Below are 20616 nucleotides of genomic sequence, written 5' to 3'. Positions count from 1 at the left end.
TCTGTTTTCTCCATCATGTCGCAGGAGCGATCAGGTGAAAGAAAGTCCCTGTGGCCAGCCCGCGCCGTGACCCGGCTTCGGTAACGGAAGCACCGTTGGCATCGACGGCGCATGCGAGCTTATCATCGGGCTGTTGGACAATCGTGGCGTAATGAAACTCGTGTCCCCGCAGGTGTTGTCCAGTTTCGTAACCGGGTATGGGGGCTAAGAGTGTCGCCAGCCGGTAACCCAGATGCATCCGTCTTGTGCCGAAAGAGGTCTCAAGGCCCAGAAGCCCCGCCATTTCGTGCCGCGTGCCTTGAGCGTCGATCAATCCCGCGCCCATCGCCATGTAGCCTCCACACTCGCCATGCACCGGTTTGTTCGCAGCGAAACGTCGTAATCCCTCAAGGAAATGGGCGGCTGCAGCCAGTCGGCCAGCATGAAGTTCGGGATACCCTCCCGGCAGCCAGCAGGCATCTGCATCTGGATCAGGCGTTTCGTCGGCGAGAGGTGAAAATAGGGAGATTTCTGCTCCGGCCCGACGCCATCCTTCGAGCAGATGGGGATAGATAAAAGAAAAAGCAGCATCCCGCGCCAGCGCTATTCGCTGACCGGGCGGCGCGATGGCAACCGGAGAAGCGTCATGACCGAGAGTGCCTGATGCCAATGTATGAATCTGCTCCAGATCCACATGCGTGCTGATGAACTCTCCCAGTTCGCCCAACAGTGCCACCAGTTGCGGCTGCTCTTCCGCCTGCACGAGGCCGAGATGCCGTTCCGGCAACGCCATGCTTTGACGACGGGGGAGGGCACCCAGCACCCGTAGCCCGGCCTCCGCCATCCCCTTCCGGATCAGGGCTTCATGGCGTGGACTGGCAACCCGGTTGAGGATCACGCCAGCCAGCCGGACCTTGGGTGAAAAGGTTGCAAAACCGTGGGCTATGGCAGCGGCGGATTGAGCCTGTCCGGACACATCCAGCACCAGCACCACGGGCCATCCGGTCAGCACCGCGAGATCGGCGCTTGCGCCGTTACCCGTCTCACCTTTTGACGCCACACCATCGAAAAGTCCCATCGACCCTTCGGCAATCATCAGGTCCACATCCGTATGCGAGCCAATCAGACCGGCAAGCTGTTCCCTGGACATGGCCCAACTATCGAGATTGAGGGAAGACCGCCCGGATGCGACGGCATGAAAGGCAGGGTCGATGTAATCAGGGCCATTCTTGAATGGTTGCACCGTCAATCCGCGTGCCCGCAACGCAGACAGCAGTCCCAGCATGATCGTGGTTTTGCCCGCGCCAGAAGCCGGCGCGGAAATGATGAGGCCGCGACAGGTCATGGATCGTCTCTCAGGCTGGCGGCAATGGCGTTGCGGCGCGTGACCCACAGGCCTGCGTCGGCAAGTGCGCGGAAACGATCCCGTAGGGCGGCGAGCGCACCGGGGTTTGCCTGTTCCATGAATGTCACCAGATCGTCACGCCCCAATGTGGCGTCATGATAAATATCGAAGAGATGGGCTGGCACATCGCGCGTCAGTTGGGCGAAGGCGGCGAGATTGTCGAGCGTCGCCGTGATTTCCGCTGCACCACGGAAACCATGGCGCATCATGCCGCTCGCCCAGTTTGGATTACCAGCCCGCGCTCGTACGACACGCGCCAGTTCTTCGCGGAGCAGGCGCGCTCGCGGTGAGCCGGTCTCTGTTGCGTCGATGTGATAGAGAGTTGGCGCCGTTCCGCCAAGGAAGGCGATGGCGGCTGCGGGACCAGCTTCATGGGCGGCATAATCGGAAGAAAGCAGCAGATCGGTTTCGGCCAGATCCTGCACATGGGCGACGCTGTCTGTTGCCCGGAGGCGTGTCTCCAATGCTTCGCGGTTGCGCTGGATGTCGCCATTTGCACCGATCGTCCATTCCGAAGAACTGAGCCACGCCTCGCCTGCATCATTCCGGCCCTCGGGCGTGTAATCTTCGAGGGCCGTTCCAAGGCCGATGCCATAATGACCGGGGCGAGGGCCGAAAACCCGTGGCCCACGGGTAGCGTATGGATTTTCCTCCACAGGCTCATCCCGTTCGGCCAGCGCTGCCGCCGCTGTTTCAAACATCTGCGCCATGCCGGGGAAAACGTCGCGGAACAGGCCCGAAACCCGCAATGTCACATCAATCCGGGGACGACCGAGCAGGGCAGGTGGGAGAATCTCAAAGCCGCATACACGGTCTGAATCGATGTCCCATTGTGGCGCCACACCCGCGAGATGCAGGGCCATGGCGAATTCCTCGCCAGCGGTGCGCATGGTGGCCGAGCCCCACAGATCGACGACCAGTCCTCGCGGCCAGTCACCGTGATCCTGTAGATGACGACGCAGCAATTCTTCCGCCAGTTTCACGCCCTGTGCGTAAGCGACACGACTGGGAACGCTGCGTGGATCGACCGTATAGAGATTGCGTCCTGTCGGCAGCACATCGCGTCTGCCTCGAAAGGGTGAACCTGCCGGACCCGGTTCTACCTTGCGGCCAGCCAAGGCGGTGAGCAGTCCTTCGCGTTCACCAGCACCCTGTCCATAGACGTGCAACCCATCACCGAACTGGCTTTCCTTGATGTCGCAGACAAAACGGTCAATCCGCACGATGGCTTCGGCCGCGCTGGCGTCCTGCTGGATGCCGAGATCCTGTTCCACGCCCGTGGCCTGTGCCTCGCTGCGGATCGTGGTGATCAGACGATCACGTCGGGCCGGGTCCAGTCCTTCCGCGGTGGAATATTCGTCGAGCAGTCGTTCCAGCCGCAACAGACCTTCCGGTGTAGCGCTGGCGCATTGGGGTGGCGGCAAATGACCGAGCGTGACCGCGCCGATCCGCCGTTTGGCCTGTGCGGCTTCGCCTGGATCGTTGACGATGAAAGGATAGATAACGGGCAGGCTTCCAATCAATGTCGCAGGCCAGCAGGCGGGGGACAAAGCCACCGACTTGCCGGGTAGCCATTCCAGTGTTCCGTGGGCACCGACGTGGAGGAGGGCGTGGAACTGCTGGTTCATCAGCCAGAGATAGAAGGCGACATAGCTGTGGCGTGGCGTACGAAGCAGATCGTGATAATCGCTGTCCCGTTCCTGCACATCGCCACGTTCAGGTTGCAGGGCGATCAGCATCTTGCCACGCCACCCAGCAGGAAAATGAAATTTACCATCCTGCACGAGAGGATCGTGTTCGGGGTTGCCCCATGCGGCTTCCAACGCTGCACGGAGTTCTTCAGGGAGACGCGCGAGGGCCGCGCGATAGGCTGTCAATGGCCAGCTTTGCGTTTCACTCTGCAAAGCGTGAGCAACAGTCTGCGTATTTGATGATACCGTATAACCGGTCTGTTTCAGATCAGTCAGGATGGTATCTGTTGAGGCCAGCGCATCCAGCCCGACAGCATGCGCCATTTGGTCCGGTCGGCCGGGATAAGTGGACAGGATGAGCGCCAGTCGTCGTTCAGCCGGAGGTGTAATGGCGAGCCTGTGCCACGCCGCCACACGGTCTGCCACTGCGGCGACGCATTCGGTATCTGGCTGATGGATCTGTCGTGAGAACTGAAGCTGAGGATCAAGTACATCCGTGGATTTGAAGCTGACGACCCCGGCAAAGATCCGTCCATCGACTTCAGGCAGCACGACATGCATGGCGAGATCGGCGGGTGAGAGGCCGCGATCTGAAGCAGCCCAGTCACAGCGCCGGGCGGTGGAAAGGGCGACCTGAAACACAGGACAGCCTGGCGCATCCAAAGGGGACGTTCCATCTCTGCCGCGCGAGGAAAACGCCGTGGCATTGATGATGACGCTGGCATGGCTGTTGTGCAGAGCCTGACGAACCCACTCAGCGGCTTCTGGTGCTTTCAGCGAGGCGGCGAACAGTCCTACAGCACGAAAGCCGCGTTCGCGCATGGCGTGGATCAGGGCGTCGATTGGAGCGGTGTCCGCTGCCGTCAGGTAGGAGCGATAGAAAACGATTACGGCCAACGGTGCGTCGCCATCAGGAACGGTGCTAATGACACCTTCCTTCGGATCGTACCATCCGTATTCGGAAAGAGGCTGTAATCCGACCACGGGCGTTGCGTCGAGGCCAGCGGCATCTGCCAGTTCCACCAGCGCTGCCCGGGCCGCCATCGCGCCGCCCATGTCGCAGAGCGTGGCCAGCCGTTTGAGCGTGTTCTCCGGAACAGTGGAAGCGGCGCTGAGACGCGGATCGTCCCGTCCATCCGCTGGAATCACAGCCAGAGCAATGCCTTTCTGGCGGGCCAGATAATTGACCTGCGTCAGTCCATATTGCCAGTAACTGGCTCCCCCGATCAGCCGAATGAGAATGCCTTTTGCCTGTGTGAGCGTGGCTTCGATATAGGTATCGACGGACAGGGGATGTCGCAGAGCCGCCAGATTGGCCAACCGTAAGGTGGGCAATGTTCCGTTGGCGTCATGCCAGCCAGCCGCGAAAGCCCCCAGGTCGCTGTCCGAGAAAGACAGCACGACAAGATCTGCCGGACTTTGCCCGAGATCGACGGGCGTTTCTGTCTCGTCCAAACCGTGACTTTCGCGGAAGATGACATGCACGGTGATTATTTCTCCGGCGTGGTTCCGTCCGTCAGGGCGGCACGGATCGTCCCGGCGTCGACATGATCGTGCTCGGCAATGACGACGAGACGGGTCTGACGCAACTGCGTGCCCCACGGGCGGTCATACTGCGTGCGCACTCTCTCGCCCACGGCCTGCAACAGCATCCGCATCGGTTTTCCCTTGACAGCGACATAGCCTTTCACGCGCAGGATCTGCTGCTCGCGGGCTAGTCTGCGGACGGCGGCGACAAGTGTTTCCGGATCGGAGATTTCAGGCAGGTCGATGACAACACTGTCGAAATCCTCATGTTCATGCTCGTCCTCGCCATCGTGATGCGAGGGACGGGAGGCTAAGTCGTCTTCCGCCGCCGCGCCGAGGCCAAGGATCACCTGTGGGTCGATCGCTCCGTCGCTCATGGGGACAATCGGAAGCGGACGCGGAGAGAGGGAGACAATGGTGTCGCGTGCGCGGTCGAGGCACGCCTGATCCACAAGATCGGCCTTCGACAGAAGCACGATATCGGCACAGGAAAGCTGGTCCTCGAACACCTCGGCGAGAGGGGTTTCATGATCCAGACTTTCGTCAGCCTGTCGCTGTGCTTCCACGGCCTCCTGATCCGGGGTGAAACGCCCTTCGGCGACGGCTTCCGCATCCGCGACAGTGATGACGCCATCGACCGTGATACGGGAGCGGATGCTCGGCCAGTCAAACGCCTTGAGCAGCGGCTTAGGCAAGGCAAGGCCGGAAGTCTCGATGAGGATATGATCTGGTCGCTGCGGCAGGGCCATCAGTTTTTCGACGGTAGGAATGAAATCATCCGCGACGGTGCAGCAGATGCAGCCATTGGCCAGTTCGAGGATGTTTTCTGCCGGACAATTCTCGTCCGCACAGGATTTGAGGATATCACCGTCCACCCCAAGCGTGCCGAATTCGTTCACCAGAACGGCAAGCCGTCGCCCCTGCGAGTTGGTCATCAGATGACGGATGAGCGTGGTTTTCCCCGCGCCGAGAAAGCCAGTGATGACAGTGACAGGAATTTTTTCAAGCGAAGGCGTGGTTGCGATCATCTCAGCGCTCCATTGGAGGAATTCGGGCGAGGCTCTGCTTGCGGAAAATCTGCGGACGTTCACGCCATGGCACCAGCCCATCGGCGGTGGCCGCGTAGGCAACGCTTCCCGCCAGAATGTCGGCGGCGTCATCCGCGCTGAGGCGACCATAGACATAGCTCCAGCAGTCTGGTGCGCTCAGCGCCACGGCACAGCCGTTGCTACAGGCCGACAGACATTCGACAGGCACGATGGTGACGTTTTCAGGTGTGGGAGCAGCGGCCAACGCGGCATAAAGGCGCGCGCCCGCGACGGGTTGTCCCTCGGTGACAGGCTCGCCAGCGCGGCAGGTTGTGCAAACGAAGAGTTTCGCGGTCATGTCCCAGCCCTGATATGCAACTGGGGTGCCCGCGGTCAGCCCATGACCGCAATACGGCAACGGAACTGTCTGCCGGTCGCAGCGCACCCCGGCTGCCCGTTGTTTCTCTGGTGGCAGGTCTCCCGGCTCCCGGATTCAGGGCTCCCTTCGTGGAAGGCATCCCAGTGATCGCTCATCCTTCCCGACACAGGTCAGTGGCGTTGGGCGATCTTTCCGGTAACGGTCGCGGGGGCGGCTGTGTCTTGGAAATCCCTGCGGGATATCCTTTCACATTCCCTCTTAGCCGCTCTGAAGACATGCTTGCAGAGCGGAACCATTCGTCTCGCTGTTGCTGCAAGGGGCGCTCCATGTCAAGCGATACGCCTGTCCGGTCGCCGCATTGACATGCCGCTAAATGTGGTCCGAAAGCAGCGTGTGACAGCTTTTCACGACAGGAGTGGGGTCTTGCGAACGAGTTGGGACCACCGGGGATACTGATGCGCGCATTGATGATTCAGGGCACCGGCTCGAACGTCGGCAAGTCACTGCTTGTGGCGGGACTGTGCAGGGCTGCGTTGCGACGTGGGATATCGGTTGCGCCATTCAAACCGCAAAACATGTCGAATAATGCGGCGGTTACCGAGGATGGCGGCGAAATCGGGCGGGCGCAGGCGCTTCAGGCGCTGGCCTGTGGTCGCGCGCCGCACACGGACATGAATCCCGTTCTCCTGAAACCTGAAACGGACAGAGGCGCGCAGGTGATCGTTCAAGGGCGGCGTCTCTCAACCGTGCAGGCGCGTGACTATGCCGCACTGAAGCCGAATCTACTGGCTCCCGTTCTTGAGAGTTTCGAACGCCTACGGAAAAGTGCTGACCTTGTCATTGTTGAAGGGGCGGGAAGCCCTGCCGAAGTCAATCTGCGCGCGCATGATATCGCCAATATGGGCTTTGCTCGCGCAGCCGATGTCCCTGTCGTGCTGGTGGGTGATATCGATCGAGGCGGAGTAATCGCCCAGATTGTCGGCACCAAGGTTGTGCTCGATCCTGCGGATGCCGGTCAGATTATCGGATTTCTGGTAAACCGCTTTCGGGGCGACCCAAGCCTGTTTGATGATGGCTACACGCTGATCGAACAGCAGACGGGCTGGCGTGGTTTCGGGGTGGTGCCCTATTTTGCCGATGCCGCACGCCTTCCTGCGGAAGACGCTCTGGACCTGCGCAGAACCGCCGAAGACGGGCCTTTGAAGATCGCGGTGCCGGTCCTGTCTCGCATCGCCAATTTTGACGATCTCGATCCGCTCAAACAGGAATCGCAGGTCACGCTCACAATGATCGGACCGGGGCAGGCCATTCCCGGTGATACGGACCTCATCATTCTGCCGGGAACGAAATCAACCTGCGCGGATCTCGCATGGTTGCGTGCTCAGGGCTGGGATATCGACATTCAGGCTCATGTGCGGAGAGGCGGATATGTGCTCGGCATTTGCGGTGGCTACCAGATGTTGGGCACGATGATCCACGATCCGGAGGGGCTTGAAGGTCGGGCAGGCGACACACCCGGCCTAGGTCTGCTCGATGTTGTTACGACAATGCAGGCGGACAAACGTCTTTCACGAGTGAAGGCGGTTCATGCTGCTACTGGCGCGCCGATGTCCGGCTACGAAATCCATATCGGCACGACTACGGGAGAGGCGCGTTGTCACCCCTTCGCTTATGTGAACGGTGAGCCGGAAGGCGCGCTTTCCTCTGACGGACGCATCCTGGGGAGTTATCTTCACGGCATGTTCGCTGATGATGCTTTTCGCAGCGCCTTTCTGCGGCAGCTTGGGGCAGCATCCTCGATGCTGAACTATGGCAATGCGGTAGAAAGCACTCTTGACTCACTCGCGGATCATCTCGAAGCGCATTGTGATGTTGGCGGACTGTTAGCAACGGCACGATAGAGATCAGATCGCTTCTACAAAGAGAATGATTCCGAGCAGTATGATGGCCAGAGCAATCATCGCTCGTTGATATAGTCTTAGTCCTCGTAAGAGATCTTCTGCTTGCGGGTCTGGTGCGGTGCCATTCAGCCACGGCTCGTTCGCGATGCGATTGTCATACACACGCGGCCCGGAAAGACGGATGCCGAGAGCGCCAGCAAAAGCCGCTTCGGGCCAGCCAGCATTGGGGGAACGGTGCGCATGGGCATCGCGCAGCATGATCTGCACGGTTGTTGCAGGATTATGCGAGACCAGTGCGAAAAGGAAACCCGTCAGTCGTGCAGGGATCAGATTGGCCAGATCGTCAATCCGGGCAGCAGCCCATCCAAAGGCCTCGTGACGGGGAGATCTATGGCCGATCATTGAGTCCATTGTGTTGATGGCTTTGTAGGTAGCAATGCCCGGTAGCCCGAATAGCACGCCCCAGAACAAGGGGGCGACGATGCCATCAGCCGTGTTCTCGGCAAGACTTTCCGCAGCTGCCCGCGCGATCCCAGCACGGTCCAGAAGGTCTGGATTGCGACCGACGATCATGGAGACGGCGTATCGTGCGCCAGCAAGATCGCCCGCAACAAGAGGTTTTGCCACGGCGGCGACGTGATCATGCAGGGAGCGCGTTGCCACAAGTGGCCATGCCAGCACGCCGGTCAGGATAACGCCTGTAAAATCTTTTGGCAGTAAACGGGTTATGTCCAGAGTCACGCTTGCGACCAGCAGTATGATGAAAAGCGCGAAACATGTGCCGGCGCTCCGGCGCGCAAGATTGCTGGATTGTTCCTGATTGAGAGCGTGATCTCCAAAACCGATCAGTCTGCCAAGCCACGTTACGGGGTGACCAATACGTTTGTACAAACCTGATGGCCAGCCAACGGCGGCATCAAGCGCAAAGGCGATCAGCATTGCTGCTGCGGATTCCTTGATCAGCACGGCGGGTTTTTATGAAAATTGATGGAAAGATTTGTCATGATGTCTTTTGCGATAACAGCTTGTGCTCGTTTCGGCTAACGGCACGGGATTTAATCAACCGGCATAATGACTCATCGACGATTGCCCAGCGCCGCGCTCAGATCGACATCATTGATGAGGAGCGCCATGACGACTTGATCAATGTCGGCCTCTGTCTCGTATTCAGACAGGTCTGTTGCAAGAACATCGGTTCTGGCGACATCACCATGATTGTAGCGCTGCCTTTGTGCATTGGTGTGCATTTTCTTTTCCTCCAGTGTTTGCAGAAGATCTTCATGACGGGAGTTGAAAAAACGTTGTTTTGCGAGAATGTCCTCGATTTCGCGCCAGGCGTTCATGACGGTCATTTGATAGGCAATACCCGCGCTGCGTTCCTGCGAGTGACGGAGTTCAAGCTGGCGGGAAAGGCGGCCCCCATTGAAAATGGGAAGTGAAATGGAAGGACCAAACGATGTGTTGCGGGCGTTCCAGCCAAGTTGCGCGACAGTCAGGGCATCCACGCTGAATTGCCCTGTGAGAAGAACACGTGGATAAAAATCGGCCTTGGCAACACCGATCGCTGCTGTTGCAGCATGCAGACGCGCCTCTGCTGCACGGATATCAGGACGATTTCTGGCGATTTCAGAAGGAATGTCGGGGGTGATATGCGGGATCTTCTGACTTTGCAAAGGTGCTGGATGGGAGAGTTCCGGCAGCACGGTGTCCGGGCGCCCTGTAACCAATGTGGCCAAGGCGCGCTGAAGGGAAACCCGTTTCGTATCGAGTTCATAGCGTTCAGCAAGATATCTGTGACACAGGGTTTTTTGGTCATCTAGATCGACGGGTGCGAGAAGTCCACGACTTTGCACAGCGTGGGCAATATTCAAGGTCTTCTGGGCAATATCCAGTTTCGTCTCGGTCCTGTTCAAGGCATCATTAAGGTAACGCCACTGAAAATAGGTGCGTGCAATTTCTGCCTGCAAGGAAAGACGCAGGGCATCACCATCAGCCTGCACGGCAGTGTATTCGGCATCGGCGGTCTCCTGCATACGACGCTGACGTCCCCAGAGATCCAGTTCCCAGGATGCGGCACCGCCCAGACTGTAATTGGAATAGGTTACACCGTCAGGTCCGCTTCCACCTTCATCTGAACCAATCCCTAGGAGAGGTTTCAGAACATCGCCAACACCGGCGGTGCCAAGTCGTTCGCGGCTGTAACTCGCCTGTGCATTCAGTTTTGGCATGCCTTCTGCGGAAACCGCTCCGCGCTGAATACGCTCAGCCTTAATCCGTTCAATGGCCATTGCCATATCTGGATTGCCCAGCGCAGCCCGCCTCATAAGGCTGTCCAATGCTGGGTCATTGAACATTTTCCACCATTCGGGCGTGATTGGGCGGGATGAGACAGAGGGACTGCTATTTTGCCACTGGGTTGGTAATGCTGGCTTGGGTGGCACAAAATCCGGACCCATCGTGCAGTTGGACAGACTGACAGAGAGGGCAATGAGCAGCCTGCTTCCATACCTGAAGAGGGAACGTACATCAGGCATGGAGCGAGTTCCCTGGTTGGTTGTTCGCTTGGGTAAACAGGAGCGTGTAAAAGGCGGGCAGGGCTATCAGGGTCAGCAGAGTGCCACCAGCCAGCCCACCGATCATGGTGATGGCCATAGGGCCCCAGAAAACATTGAAGCTTAAAGGGATGAAAGCCAGCATGGCAGAGATGGCCGTCAGGATAACAGGACGCGCGCGGGTCATGGTGGCGTGGATAACGGCGTCTTCAGAGAGCATGCCTGCACGATGGTTTTGCTGAATCTGATCAACCAGCAGAATGGTGTTGCGCATGATCATGCCGGCCAGAGCGATCAGGCCCAGCAATGCGACAAAACCAAAAGGAGCACCGGAAACAAGCAGGGCTCCTACAGACCCGACCAGTCCAAGCAAAGCCGAGAAAATAACAAGCAAAGAGCGGCTCAGACTTTGTAGCTGAACCATCAACAGCAGCAGCACCACTGCGCCCGTGAGGGGAAGAAGAGAAAAAATCGCGTTATCAGCAGTAGAGGACAGTTCCTCATCGCCACCAATTTCGATCCGATAGCCAGCGGGGAGGTGCGTCTGGATAGTGGCAATGCCGGAGGCTGCCACCTGTACGATACGGGAGGGTTGAATGCCATTCTCGACATTCGACTGAACCGTCATGCAAAGTTCGCCATTTCGCTGCCAAAGAATTGGAAAGGCACTTGTGGTTCTTATCGCCCCTAATTGCCCCAGAGGCACAACACCAGCGCCAGTGTTTACGGGAATGTCTGTCCACCGTCCGGGATCAGACCGGAAGGCCGCATTTGCACGGACTATGATGGCTGTATGTCGATGCCCATCAGGAATATCCCCCGCGATCTCGCCGGAAAGTGCGGATTGCAGTTGGGAGGCAACGTTCGTGCGGTCGGTTTGGAATGTCGCCAGACGGTCCGGGTCAGCATCGAAAGTCAGTGTCGGCGTGCGATTACCCCAGTCCGACTGAACAGCGATAGCGCCATTTGTGTCGCGTAAAACAGCTTCCACGTCACGGGCAATCGAGCGCAGGCGTTCCGGATCGGAACCAATGATACGGTATTGAACGGGAAAATCGGCAGTCGGTCCAAGTGACAGACGCTGAATATTAAGATGCACCCCCACAGGCAGTGTGATTGCATTGATCTTTCCAATCAGCTCTTCTCTGGCATGGATATTCTGGGCAACGAGCAGAAGGGTTGCGTGTGCGGAACTCGGCGTGGCGGGGCCGTAAGGTAGATAGAAACGGGGCGCACCATCACCAATATGCGCTTCCATATGACGGAGTGATTTTTGTCCAGTAAGCTGGTGTTCCAACCGACTGACAACGGCGCTTGTCCGCCCGATTGCCGTACCGGGCTCCATTGCTACATCAACAAGGAGTTCAGGTCTGTCAGACTGGGGAAAGAACTGCTGATCCACCAGAAACATGCCGCCAGCAGCCATGGCTACCAGAAGCAGGGTGATCCCTACGACAAGGCGGTTATGGTGTAGCGTCTCGTGAAGAATATTCTGGAATTTTTCTGAAAGCTTGTGACGGGGAGTTGGGGACGGGGTGTCTTCAGGCATCGCGCGTTTCGGTTCAGGGAGCAGATGCATCCCCAGAAATGGAATAAAGACGACCGCAACAATCCAGCTGAACAGCAAAGCCGCTCCGCTTACCCAGAAAATTTCTCCCGCATATTCACCTGTTGTCGAGTTCGCCAGACCAATCGGAAGGAAGCTGACAACTGTCAGTAAAGTGCCGGTAAGCATGGGGAAAGCGGTATGGGTCCAGGCATAGGACGCGGCTTCCTCCCTGCTGCGGCCCAGTTCGAGCTGCACCACCATGGCTTCGATGCTGATGATGGCGTCGTCAACCAGAAGTCCAAGAGACAGAATCAGCGCACCCAGAGAGATTCTGTCCAGACCAATATTTTTTGCGCCCATGTAGAGAGCGACCCCCGACAGTGTCAGAGGAACAGAGAGAGCAACAATGATACCCGCACGCCAGCCGAGGCTGACAAAAGCAACCAGCAAAACGACTGTCAGGGCAACAAGAAATTTAATCAGAAAGGTGTTGACCGCTTCCTGTATGACAAGACTCTGGTCTTCCACCTGAGTGAGTTTCATGCCTGCGGGAAGTTCTGCTGCCGCCTGCGCCGCAGCCTGACGTAATGATTTTCCGAGCGTCAGCCCATCCCCGCCCTGTGTCATGGCAACGGCAATAACAACGGCCGGTTTGCCGCCATAACGGACAAGAGAAGGAGGCGGATCAGAATAATCCCTGCCAACCTCTGCTATTTCACGCACCCGTACAATACCGGGCTGTCCTCGCACAGGGGCATTCTCAATGGACGAAACCCCGTCAAGCGTTCCAGAGACACTTAAGGGAATCTCCGTTGTGAAATCCACAACGCCTGCCTGGGCCAGGCCTGTGCGCTGACGAAGGGCCTGAGAAATTTGGTCGATACTCAGGCCCGTCGTGGAAAGCTGCTGCGGGTCCACATCAACATGGATCTGTTGGGGCATTGCCCCAATGATCTGAACTTTCCCTACATCGTGTATGCGTTGAAATGTCTTCTGAAGGGCCTCTGCCGTTTTGACCAGTGTAGCATTTTCGCTTCCTGTTAACGTAAAAACGTAGCCATAGACATCGGCATAGTCATCATTCGCCGCGAGTACAGCGTTGGGAGGAAGATCTGGCGCGATATCCGAAACTTTATTGCGGATCTGTTGCCAGATGGCAGGGACACGTTCCTTCAGTTCGTCATCTTTTAAAAAAATCTGCGTGACGCAAGCAGATGCGATGCAATAGGTGCTGAGCGTATCAATAGCCTCGACATTGCGCAGCCCCTGTTCGAGAGGAGCCGCGATCTGTTTCTGCATCTGCTCGGCGCTCGCGCCCGGCCATTGGGCGGAAACGATCATATTCTTGAGGGTGAAAGCAGGATCTTCGGCGCGGCCTAGGTGATTGAATTCATAGCCGCCCGCCAGAAAAAGCGTGACCATGAGAAAGCCGATAAGGGCCGGGTGATGAACCGCCCACCGTGAAAGGTTAAATCGTTCCATCATCACTGTTCACTTAACAGGTCAGCTATTTTTACAATTTGATTGGATTTGAGAGTATCCGCACCACTGGCAACGATTATTTCTCCAGACTGAAGCCCCTTGACCAGCGCATCTGCGCCTCGCAGAGCGATGACATTCACCTGGCGTAAAACAGTCCGTGATTTTTCGTCGGTTTTTGTAATAACCCAAAGATGGGCAGTGTCATTTTCATTGTCGATCAGTGCTGTCAGAGGCACACGCGCGAGAAATCGATCTTGCGGAGAAGTAAAGGTTACTCTGACGGCAGTGTTCACAGCGACAGGTAGAGGCTTATCCAGTGTGAGACGGATACCGCGCATCTGATTTGTCACATCAGCGGCACCGTCAATTTCACGAATGACCGCATGGACGAAATGATGGGCGGGGTCTGGTAATGTATTGACCCAGGCTTCATCGCCCACTTTCATGGGCGAAGTCGATAAAGCATATATACGCACTTCTGGATCGCCTGAGGCCAGACGCACCACTTCTCTTCCCGCGTCTGTCACGCTACCCGGAACGCCTGAAACGCTGGTGATCAACCCATCTTCGGGTGCGCGAACCACGGTTTCTGCTGCCTGTATTTGAGCCTGATGCAGGGACGCCAAGGCAGCACTCCTTTTCCCATGGGACGCCTTTGCCGAAAAAGCGCGTGCTTCAACCATTTCGGTCGACAGACCGCCGACGGTATCCAGACCACGGCTTCTTTTGGACAACAGTGCGCTTTGTGTTGCGTCAGCGTGGGCTGCTTCCAATTCACCTTCCGCTTGCGCGACGCCTTCAAGTGCGGCCGTGTTATCAAACGTGACAAGGGCTTGCCCTTTTCGGACAAACTGCCCTGAAGTCACCAACGTAGAGGCAATGCGGCCAGCCTGAGCGGAAGCAAGGGGCATGCTGCGCGTCATACTATAAGTGCCGGTAAAAATGGAAAGATTTTGCCTTTCCTCGACTGTTTTTATTGCTTCGACGGGTGTGGACGACGTCTTTTTTGACGTATTCGATGCTGGTTTACACGCTGTGCAGTAAAGCAATGGCACCAGAGCTGCACAATGTAGTAAGTATTTCGAAAATGAATGATAATACATGGTATATTCCGGGAAACGGATATTTCTCAACGTAGGATAGATTCCATGACGATGACGGGATGTGTGCAGTCAAAATCTTGGGTGTTGAGTTTTCGGGAATCCGTTATTTTTAATTGTGACAAGAACATTTTATTGTTCTGATTCTTTTGATGGAGATGTTAACTGCGCGATCAATTTGTACAGATCATCTCGGGAGGTCTGTTCAATGATGTTCACACCCAGAATATTCCAGAGTGAAAGACCGTCCGCAGCAAGGCAGGACAAAAGGCCCGGAGTGGTGATCTCATCAAACAATCCGACTGATTTGATCGTTTCCCAGTAATGATGTGTCCAGTCAGTGCAGAACTGGGGTTCCAGAAGCATAACCGCCAGTAAGTGCCGTAATAACGGCGGAGCATCGTCTTGTAGGGTTTCCGTCCGACCAAGCCCTATATAAGCCCGAACGGCTCGGCCTTCTTTCACAGGATCTTTTGCCATGGAAGAAATGATGTCCTCCCGAAAGACCTCCATTTCCCGCAGAAACAGACCGTCCAGCAGGGATTTCTTATTCGCGAAATGATGGAGTAATCCACCCTTGCTTACACCTGCTTCCTTCGCCACGAGGTCCAGTGTGAAAGACTGAATCCCTTTAGTTGTCAGAATGCGGGCGGCTGCATTCAGGACGTCACTTTTAACGGCTTCGGGTCGTTTTGTGCGCTTCGTTCCTTGGCTCATACTGAAACATACCGTCCAGACGGTATGTTTGTAAAGTGGGTTTTGCTGTTGAGGGGAGGGAGGATTATGTTTTTGGAGCAAAGGATGTTTATGCAGAGCGGCTGGATATGTTGCAGAAATGTGATATTTTCCGATTGAAATTTTTTGCATAGATGGACAAAGTTCCCGCTGCTTCTTTGTGCGAGATCGGCGGTAAACTGTCGAAAACAGGTATTCTAAAAAAAAATTTATTCTCCGTTTGATTTTTGTCAAACCATTGCAAAGACATTGCCTCTACAAGAGCGCGCGATGTCACGACTTTTTGTCTATCCTTTCATCAGACTGGAAAAGTCATCCCGTGTTGCCAAAATGTGCGCCGGGGTGGTGGGGCTGACTGTGGCATATGTGTCCCCGGCAAAAGCGGACGATGACGCGGATCTGGCGGCCATCAAGGAGCAGATCAAACGACTTGAACAGAAAGTGCTGGTTATAGAGCAGCATCGTCATCCTGGTCGGATCGTTTCAGCGCATAAAGACGCTGTTAAAGGCCGTGCGTCTGCGGTTCATGCGAACAGTGCGATGTCTGGTCACGGAGTTGGCGTCATTGCGTCCAGTTCTGACAACACCCCCGTCGAACCGCAGCCTCTCTTTTCAGATGATCCTCAGCGGGCCCAGCGTGCGCGGCCATTCCTTCATCTTGGTGGGCCTGATGACAATGGGGGCCAACCAATTGCAGCGGCGTCTGAAGAAAAGAACTCATCAATCGATCTGAGTTCCTCCAGCCCTCTGGCCATTACCCAGACGGAGGTGGATCATCTGCCGCCAGTGTTCAGTATTGGTAATATTTCCGTCAGGCTAGGTGGCTTTCTTGAGTTGTCCAATATCTGGCGTGATTCAGACTTGGCGAGTGGTCCAGCGACCGCGTGGAACAATTTCCCTTATGCCAATAGTCCGAACCACGGGTTGAGCGAAGAGCGTCTTTCCGCCCAGCTTAGCCGTTTTTCCACATTGCTTGAAGCAAATCCGACGAGTGCCATTCGTCTTCAGGCCTATATCGAAACCGATTTTGGTGGCTCTGGTGGCAGCACCAACAGCGTGCAGATCAGTGGATATGTTCCCCGACTGCGTCAGGGGTATTTCACGTTTGCCGACAAGGAGTTGGGCTTCCATGTTCTCATGGGGCAGGCATGGAGCCTGACCACGAACTATGCCAAGGGAGTGCTGGCCAGAAGTGAACAGCTTCCTGCTGTCACCGATAATAACCAGATTCCCGGCATTACGTTCACTCGCGTTCCCCAGATTCGTCTGACAAAAGATTGGGCCGAAAAATACTGGCTCTCCTTGTCAATCGAAGATCCGCAGGCAACCGTGGGCTTTTCCTCGGCAATGTCCTCAGGAGGTTATCTGCCGGCTGTGGGAAACGAAAAAGTCGGTGCTCGTGTGTATTATCAGAATAGCGGCGGTGCACTGCTTAATCCGGAAACAAATTATACGGATAATCCTGCGCCGGATGTGGTGCTTAAAGGGGCAGTCGATACGTCTGTCGGGCACTACGAAGTGTTTGGTCTGGCGCGCTGGTTCCGCTCCGTAATCCAGTCTCCGGGCGCGGCGCACACCCATAAGGACACACGGTTCGGTGGCGGTGTTGGCGGTGGCATGACGGTGCCGCTTGGGACCCCGAAGCTACAGCTCGCGGGAAATGTGATCGCGGGCGAGGGGATCGGGCGATATGGTCCGACCCTGATTCCTGATACAACTTTTAACAGTCGTGGCCAAATGGCTCCAATCCCCGAGATCAGGGGATCGCTCGGGTTGATCGGTCATCCTAACAAATCGGTGCTGCTGTATCTTTACGGCGGTGTCGAGGCTGCCGGAAAGAAGCGCTTCGTCGCGGCTGATGGCAACCAGTATGGATACGGTGTGACCGACCAGAATCTTGCCGGGTGCGATATCGAATTCGGAACCTGCAATGCGCAGACCCGAACACTTGCCTCGTTCACTGTCGGCGGATGGTGGCACTTTCTGGACGGCCATTACGGCAGCGTGATGGGCGGCCTGCAATACACCTACATCCGCAAATTCGCTTTCAAGGGCGATGACGGTTTTGGCGACAGCGTCAATCCGACAACGACAGGAAACACGGTTTACGCCACGTTCCGTTATCTGCCTTTCCAGCAATAACGGGTCGGGACACAAGGAGATAAAAAAGACATGTCTTATACAGTCGGTACATATCTCGCGGAACGTTTCGCCCAGATCGGCCTGAAGCATCACTTTGCTGTGGCTGGCGATTACAATCTCGTCCTGCTCGACCAGCTTCTTGAAAACAAGAATTGCGAACAGGTTTACTGCTCGAACGAACTGAACTGTGGTTTCGCGGCAGAAGGCTATGCACGCGCCAATGGAGCTGGCGCCTGTATCGTTACCTTCAGTGTTGGTGCCCTTTCCGCCCTCAATGCCATCGGTGGTGCTTACGCTGAGAACCTGCCGGTCATCCTTGTTTCCGGCGCGCCTAACTCCAACGATCACGCCAGCGGTCACATCCTGCATCACACCATTGGCACTACGGATTACGGCTACCAGCTGCGCATCGCAAAAGAACTGACTTGTGCTGCTGTTTCCATCATCTCTGCCGAAGATGCACCGGAAAAGATCGATCATGCCATCCGGACGGCGCTTCGCGAGAAGAAGCCTGCCTATATCGAAATCGCCTGCAATGTTTCCGCTCAGCCTTGTCGTGCTCCGGGTCCGATCAGTTCTTTGCTGAACGAACCTGCTTCAGATCCGGAAACGCTGAAAGCTGCTGTTGAAGCTGTTTCCAAATTCATCGAGAGCAAGCAGAAGCCAGTCATTCTTGTCGGTAGCAAGCTTCGTGCCGCAGGGGCTGAAGAGGCTGCCATTCGTCTCGCTGATGCGCTGGGTTGCTGTGTTGCAACCATGGGCGCGGCGAAAAGCTTTTTCCCCGAAGATCATGCCAACTATATCGGCACCTTCTGGGGAAGCGCGAGTTCGCCAAAAGTCGCTGATATCTTCAACTGGGCGGACAGTGTTTTCGCACTGGGCTGTATCTTCAACGATTATTCCACCGAAGGCTGGACGGCATGGCCCCGGGGCGCAAATGTCGTGAATGCCGATAAGGATATTACGAAGGTCGGTGATCAGACATTCGACAACATCCACCTGCGTGATGTTCTGGATGGCGTGACGAAATACTTTGCTGGCAAGGCAAAGAAAGACGCCACGATGGTCGAATATAAGCGTATCGGTGGTGGTGTGACGGAAACCGCGCCTGAAAACGCAAAGAAAGATGGCAAACTGACGCGCGAACATATCCAGCGCACGCTTCAGTCCATTGTCACGTCTGACACCACCATCTTCGGCGAGACTGGTGATTCATGGTTCAACGTCGCCCGCACGAAACTTCCGCGTGGCGCACGTGTGGAATATGAAATGCAGTGGGGGCATATCGGCTGGTCCGTACCGTCCATGTTCGGTTACGCCGTAGCTGCGCCAGAACGTCGCAACATCCTCATGGTCGGTGACGGGTCGTTCCAGCTGACGGCGCAGGAAGTTGGGCAGATGGTGCGCCGGAACCTGCCGGTGATCATTTTCCTGATCAATAACGCGGGTTACACGATCGAAGTGGAAATCCACGACGGTCCTTACAACAACATCAAGAACTGGAATTACGCCGGTATCATCGACACGTTCAACGCACAGGATGGTAAGGGTAAGGGTTTCCGCGCCACTTCCATCGGTGAGCTTGACGATGCTGTGAAAGCCGCTGTGGCCCACAAAGGCGGACCAGTGCTGATCGAATGCGTGATTCCTCGTGATGACTGCACAAGCGAACTCATTTCATGGGGACGACACGTGGCGACTGCCAACGGTCGGCCACCCGCGAAATAAGTCGGTTCGACCTTCTTCGACAGGCGGCCTCAGGGTCGCCTGTTTCGTCTGAATATCATCTCCAACGGAGACTTCATGCCGCCAACAGCACCTCCTGCAGGCGCGTCCGCCGAGCCAGTTGCCGCCCCCGCCGGACAGCCCCAGAAACTCCAGCCGCTTTACGTATTGGCATGGTTTCTCTGTGCGCTGTTCTATTTCTATCAATATGCAATCCGGTCAGCGCCGGGCATCATGCAGCATGAATTGGCGGCCGCATGGGGCAACAGCCATCTCGGCCTGATGATTGCATCCTACTACATTGTTTACGCTCTGATGGCGCTCGTCGTTGGCGTGCTGCTGGACCGCTATGGCGCGCATGCCATCCTGCCGGGCTTCATCGGAATCACTGCTGTGGGCTGCTTGATCTTTGCGCAGGGAAGTGCAGTCGCCGGCGTCGGTGGCTATGTCATTCAGGCCATCGGTGCGATCTGCGCCTTTGTCGGTTCATCCTATGTCGCAGCCCGCTATCTTCCCGCTCGGACACTCGCTCTTTTCGTTGGTCTGACACAGTGTCTCGGTATGGCAGGCGCTGCGTTCGGGTCCAAGCCAACCCGCATGCTCATTGATCCCAATGGGTCATTCCATGTAGCATGGCCGCATGTGTGGCTGGGATTTGGTGTGCTTGGACTGGTGCTCGCCGCGGCTGTGTGGGTCATCATGCCTCGCGATTCCGGTGACAGCGCCCACCATCATGGTGACCTCACTGTGGGCAATCTGATCAAGCCTTTCAAAATCATCTTCTCCAACCCTCAGAGTTGGTATGCGGGTCTGATCGGTGGGCTTCTGTTCGTTCCCACAACCATCGGCGCGCTTGGCTGGGGTGCTTCCATGCTGAGCGGTGGGGAACACACATCCATGGCGTTCGCGGCTTCCGATGTGTCCATGGTTCCGATCGGCTGGGTGATCGGCTGCCCGCTGCTGGGCTGGATTTCCGACAAGATCGGCCGTCGCAAGCCTGTGCTCATCGGCGGCGCGCTCGTTCTTCTCGCCTGTTCCGTCTGTGCGGTTTACGTGCCGGTTGGCGTCATGCCGAAATACATGGTTGCACTTGTCATGGGCATTGCATCTGGCGCCGCCATGATCCCTTTTTCGACCATGAAGGAAGCCAATCCGCCGGAGGTGAAGGGTACTGCCGCTGGTGTGATGAATTTCCTCGTGTTCGGAACCACAGGAATCATGTCTCCGTTGGTTTCCGCCTTGATGGGTAAAAGCACCGATCTGACAATGGAAGGATACCAGCATGCGTTCCTGCCGCTCCTCATTGGTGTTGTCATAGCCATCCTGCTGTCCTTTCCGCTGAAAGAGACGGGCTGGGCTGTCAGAAAAAACTGATTTTGTGTGATTTCTGAATGAAGAGGGCGATCAACCCGTATCAATGG

Annotated in this window: 13 protein-coding genes and 1 riboswitch; of the genes, 4 read left to right on the top strand and 9 right to left on the bottom strand. The window is 56.5% G+C overall.

The genetic code is table 11. The features are described from left to right. Positions 1-13: 13 nt before the first annotated feature. The 4 genes from ABF824_RS00590 to ABF824_RS00575 are packed head-to-tail and all read right to left on the bottom strand — an operon-like array spanning position 14 to position 5988. Complete coding sequence (locus tag ABF824_RS00590; protein ID WP_415485859.1) at positions 14-1324, bottom strand: cobyrinate a,c-diamide synthase; 1311 nt, start codon at positions 1322-1324, stop codon at positions 14-16. After that, entirely contained in the window at positions 1321-4560 is a 3240-nt protein-coding gene (gene cobN / locus ABF824_RS00585) for a cobaltochelatase subunit CobN (RefSeq protein WP_415485858.1), read from the bottom strand. The genes ABF824_RS00590 and cobN overlap by 4 nt, the downstream gene beginning before the upstream one ends. A 5-nt stretch (positions 4561-4565) precedes the next feature. Continuing rightward, positions 4566-5630 carry a cobalamin biosynthesis protein CobW gene (gene cobW, locus ABF824_RS00580; RefSeq protein WP_415485857.1) on the bottom strand — a complete coding sequence of 355 codons (1065 nt, stop codon included), beginning with the start codon at positions 5628-5630 and terminating at the stop codon, positions 4566-4568. A gap of 1 nt (position 5631) precedes the next feature. Then, entirely contained in the window at positions 5632-5988 is a 357-nt protein-coding gene (locus ABF824_RS00575) for a DUF1636 family protein (protein WP_415485856.1), read from the bottom strand. Positions 5989-6082: 94 nt separating this feature from the next. After that, positions 6083-6321, bottom strand: a riboswitch (cobalamin riboswitch). A 143-nt stretch (positions 6322-6464) separates the two neighbouring features. Between ABF824_RS00575 and ABF824_RS00570 the strand changes: the two genes are divergently transcribed. Continuing rightward, entirely contained in the window at positions 6465-7910 is a 1446-nt protein-coding gene (locus ABF824_RS00570; protein ID WP_415485855.1) for a cobyric acid synthase, read from the top strand. Positions 7911-7913: 3 nt separating this feature from the next. Here ABF824_RS00570 and cbiB read toward each other — a convergent pair whose 3' ends face one another. The 5 genes from cbiB to ABF824_RS00545 form a co-directional block, all read right to left on the bottom strand. Beyond that, positions 7914-8849 carry an adenosylcobinamide-phosphate synthase CbiB gene (gene cbiB / locus ABF824_RS00565; RefSeq protein WP_415485854.1) on the bottom strand — a complete coding sequence of 312 codons (936 nt, stop codon included), beginning with the start codon at positions 8847-8849 and terminating at the stop codon, positions 7914-7916. Between the two features lie 137 nt (positions 8850-8986). Further along, positions 8987-10444 (bottom strand): efflux transporter outer membrane subunit, encoded by a 1458-nt coding sequence (locus tag ABF824_RS00560; protein ID WP_415485853.1) that lies wholly within the window; start codon positions 10442-10444, stop codon positions 8987-8989. Further along, positions 10437-13496, bottom strand: a complete 3060-nt coding sequence (locus tag ABF824_RS00555) for an efflux RND transporter permease subunit (RefSeq protein ID WP_415485852.1) — start codon at positions 13494-13496, stop codon at positions 10437-10439. The genes ABF824_RS00560 and ABF824_RS00555 overlap by 8 nt, the downstream gene beginning before the upstream one ends. Further along, positions 13496-14626, bottom strand: a complete 1131-nt coding sequence (locus tag ABF824_RS00550; protein WP_415485851.1) for an efflux RND transporter periplasmic adaptor subunit — start codon at positions 14624-14626, stop codon at positions 13496-13498. Before ABF824_RS00550 ends, ABF824_RS00555 begins: the two co-directional genes overlap by 1 nt. Positions 14627-14725: 99 nt before the next feature. Continuing rightward, positions 14726-15460 carry a TetR/AcrR family transcriptional regulator gene (locus ABF824_RS00545; protein WP_415485850.1) on the bottom strand — a complete coding sequence of 245 codons (735 nt, stop codon included), beginning with the start codon at positions 15458-15460 and terminating at the stop codon, positions 14726-14728. Positions 15461-15598: 138 nt separating this feature from the next. Here ABF824_RS00545 and ABF824_RS00540 point away from each other — a divergent pair, with 138 nt between their 5' ends. The 3 genes from ABF824_RS00540 to ABF824_RS00530 all read left to right on the top strand — a co-directional run bounded on the left by ABF824_RS00540 (position 15599) and on the right by ABF824_RS00530 (position 20569). After that, positions 15599-17470: a hypothetical protein gene (locus tag ABF824_RS00540; protein WP_415485849.1), complete on the top strand. Its 1872-nt coding sequence runs from the start codon at positions 15599-15601 to the stop codon at positions 17468-17470. Between the two features lie 30 nt (positions 17471-17500). Beyond that, entirely contained in the window at positions 17501-19198 is a 1698-nt protein-coding gene (locus ABF824_RS00535; protein ID WP_415485848.1) for an alpha-keto acid decarboxylase family protein, read from the top strand. A 75-nt stretch (positions 19199-19273) separates the two neighbouring features. Continuing rightward, positions 19274-20569 (top strand): MFS transporter, encoded by a 1296-nt coding sequence (locus ABF824_RS00530; protein ID WP_415485847.1) that lies wholly within the window; start codon positions 19274-19276, stop codon positions 20567-20569. The last annotated feature ends 47 nt before the right edge of the window (positions 20570-20616 follow it).

Source organism: Acetobacter sp., from assembly GCF_047721705.1.
GTDB lineage: Bacteria > Pseudomonadota > Alphaproteobacteria > Acetobacterales > Acetobacteraceae > Acetobacter.
This window is presented reverse-complemented; position numbering and strand designations above follow the sequence as displayed.